The 3,249-nt window shown below is 64.8% G+C and carries 3 protein-coding genes; all 3 read right to left on the bottom strand.

All coding sequences use genetic code 11. The features are described from left to right. Positions 1 to 308 precede the first annotated feature (308 nt). Positions 309 to 878 (bottom strand): DUF6101 family protein, encoded by a 570-nt coding sequence (locus EOC93_RS27390; RefSeq protein ID WP_095483974.1) that lies wholly within the window; start codon positions 876 to 878, stop codon positions 309 to 311. Positions 879 to 1,063: 185 nt separating this feature from the next. Then, a complete protein-coding gene (locus EOC93_RS27385) occupies positions 1,064 to 2,494 on the bottom strand; it encodes an FAD-binding oxidoreductase (RefSeq protein WP_095483973.1) in 1,431 nt (476 codons plus the stop codon). A 19-nt stretch (positions 2,495 to 2,513) separates the two neighbouring features. Beyond that, the coding region (locus EOC93_RS27380) for an L-threonylcarbamoyladenylate synthase (protein ID WP_245461555.1) at positions 2,514 to 3,249 on the bottom strand (736 nt) is incomplete at its 5' end.

Here is a 3,249-nt window from a genome sequence, read left to right as displayed (position 1 = left end):
GAGCGTTACGGCATGCGACGCCTGCGCTTCTTCAACCTCGCCACCAACCGCACGCAGTGCATACTGGCCGCCTGCGCTTACAATCTGCGCACCATGATTGGCGTCCTCTATCCACCCGATGAGAGGCGGACATGAGGGAGGAGTGCGTCCACAATCCGGCAGGATGGCTGCCTAAACCGACAAAGGCCCCGCAAGGGCCGCGGAAAACCGCTCTGCCGGCCTTCAAAAAGGCCCTCACTGACCACCGAAATCCACTTCGCTCCCCGTGCAAAGCCCTCACAAGGGGAGAAGGGAGAGCCGCAGATGCACTATTCGTCGCGCGAAATGATTTCCTGGCCGCCGATGACCAGCCTGAGGCCGAGATCGCCGGCGCGGCGGCGCGCGAGGAAGCGCGGGCGGCGCGTGTTCGAAATCCGACCCTTGCGACGGTCCTGCGCCGGCAATGTCTTGATGGCAGCGCCTAGCGATTCCTCCAGCGTGCGGGCGACGCCGTCGGATTCGATCAGAAGCATCGGCAGACGGTAAGCGTCGGCCCAGGCGCGCCAGTCGGCGGCGACATCCTCGAGATCGTCGGCAACAAGCAACGGCACCGACAGCATCGGATCATTGTGCAGAAGCTCCAAGGTCACTGTGACATTGCCATCCGGGTCCTCCATCGCGCGGGCGGCCACGCCGCGAAACGCGTTGGCGGGCAGAGCGATGATCGCCGGCACGCCGCTCATCTCCAGCATGCGGCGAATGACAGCGCCACGGTGGTCGATGGTGAAGGTAACGTCGCCATAGTCGTCGCGCGTGGCGTAGCTCACCACCTGCGGCAGGCGGAATGGGTCGAGGCGCATGTTGCGCCCGGCCCAGACTGGCTTCAGTCCAGTGTTCATATTGTGCCTTTCCTGTCTCTCCTGAGAGCCGGTCTTTCCGGGTCTCCGGGCCGGTTTTTCCAGCCTCGTTGTGGGGAAACATTAGCGCGGGCTTCTTATCGCTGCGCTTAAGAAAGTCGGTTAAATTTTGCTGATCTCGGAGGGATGGTTATCGGAATACGACCAGGCACAAGATATCGAAAGGATCAGATAACCTTACCGGGATTCATAATGCCGGCCGGATCGAAGGCCGTCTTCACCCTGCGCATCAGCTCGATCGCCATCGGCGGCGCCGTCGCGATCAATTCATCCCGCTTCAGCTGGCCAATGCCGTGCTCTGCCGAGATCGAGCCGTGGAAGCTGCGCACGACATCGTGCACGGCCTTGTTCATGGCGTGGTAGAGCGCAAGAAACGCTTCGTCATCGCCGCCGACCGGCCGGGAAATATTGTAGTGGAGGTTGCCGTCGCCCATATGGCCGAAACAGACCTCGCGCGCACCGGGGCTGACCGACTGCACGGCGCCGGCCGCCTTTTCGATGAATTGCGGGATAGCCGCCACCGGCACCGAGATGTCATGCTTGATCGAGGCGCCTTCGGGCTTCTGTGCGTCGGGCAGCACCTCGCGGAAATTCCAGAAGGCATCGCCTTGGGCGAGACTTGCCGCGATCACCGCATCGCCGACGATCTCCTGTTCAAGACCTTCCGACAGCACCTCCTCGATCAGGGCCCTTGCATCTTCCGCTGAGCGGCCCGACGAGATCTGCATCAGCACATACCACGGCCAATCCTCGGCCAGCGGCCGCACGGCGCCTGGCGCGTGCAGAAGCGTGAAGTCATAGGGCCTCTGTCCGATTAGCTCGAAAGCAGTGAGCGCGGCCCCGGCACGATCCATCGCCAGGCTGAGCAGAGACAGCGCCGCCTCGGGCGAGGACAGGCCGGCAAACGCCACCTCGCGCCCCTTGGGCTTGGGGAAAAGCTTGAGCACGGCAGCGGTGATGATGCCGAGCGTGCCTTCCGCACCGACAAACAGGTTCTTCAGATCGTAGCCGGTGTTGTCCTTTTTCAGCTTGCGCAGATCGTCGAACACCTCGCCGGTCGGCAGCACCACCTCGACGCCGAGGCAGAGCTCACGCGCATTGCCATAGGCAAGCACGCCGGTGCCGCCGGCATTGGAAGAGAGATTGCCGCCGATCTGGCAGGAGCCTTGCGCGGCAAGCGACAGCGGAAACAGCCGGTCGGCGGCATCGGCCGCCTCCTGCAGCGTCTGCAGGATGACCCCGGCCTCGACGGTGACCGTGTTGGACAGCACGTCGATCTCGCGGATGCTGTTCAGCCGCGACAGCGACAGCACGATCTCGCGGCCGGATGTGTCTGGCACCTGCGCGCCGACCAGCCCGGTATTGCCGCTCTGCGGCACGATGGGCGTCCCCGTCTCGGTCGCCAGCCGCATGATGCGGCTGACCTCGTCGACGCTGCCGGGCCTCAGGACCAGCGCCGTCCGGCCATGCCAAAGGCCGCGTCTCTCCGTGAGGTAAGGCGCGATGTCCTGCTCGTCGCGAAGCGCATATTTGTCGCCGACGATGACCGCAAAGCGTTCGACGAGGGCGGGGTCGATATCCCTGGATATGTCGTTCATGGATGGGAAACTATGGTGCTCAATCGATCTTGTCACGGGGGGCGGCCTGGTCACGAGGGGCGGCGGCGCGCGAAAGCCGGTCGTTGATCGCCTCGCCTAGCCCATCGAATGGTATGGGCTCGACGGCGATTGTCCTGGCGCCGCTGCGATCGAGATCCTGCATGTGGGCAAAGAGGTTGGCTGCGGCCTCGCGCAGGTCGCCGGTCTCGGACAGGTTGCGCAAAGCGGCGGCATTCTGCCAGCCCTCGGCACGGCGATCACCGAAGGCCAGCAAGGCTTCGCCTTTGGCAATTGTCTCGGCGTTGAGCCGCACCGCAGCGCCCGGCGCATAGTGCGAGGCCAACATGCCGGGAGCCTCGATGCCCGCCGCGCCGCGCGACAGCTTCACGCCGGCGGCCGCTTCGATCTCCTCGGCGGCAATGCCGCCCGGCCGCAGCAGCCGCAGCTTTCCGCCCTCGACCTTGACGATCGTCGATTCGAGCCCAACGGACGTTGCGCCGCCATCGACCACCAGCCTGATTTTTGAGCCGAGATCGGCCGCCACTGCCTCGGCCGTCGTGGCACTGATCCTTCCCGAAGAATTGGCGCTGGGCGCCGCAAGCGGGCGGCCGAGCCTGGCGATCAGCTCGCCGCCAAAGCCTTTCGGCATGCGCAGCGCGATCGTATCCAACCCGGCGGTGACCAGCGGATGAATGCCGTTGCCCGGCCGCTGCGGCAGCACCAGCGTCAGCGGTCCCGGCCAGAATGTCTGCGCC

Source organism: Mesorhizobium sp. M6A.T.Ce.TU.002.03.1.1 (genome assembly GCF_003997275.1).
In the GTDB taxonomy this organism is placed as follows: domain Bacteria; phylum Pseudomonadota; class Alphaproteobacteria; order Rhizobiales; family Rhizobiaceae; genus Mesorhizobium; species Mesorhizobium mediterraneum.
The sequence above is the reverse complement of the archived record's forward strand: the minus strand, read 5'-3'. Positions and strand labels throughout refer to the sequence as shown.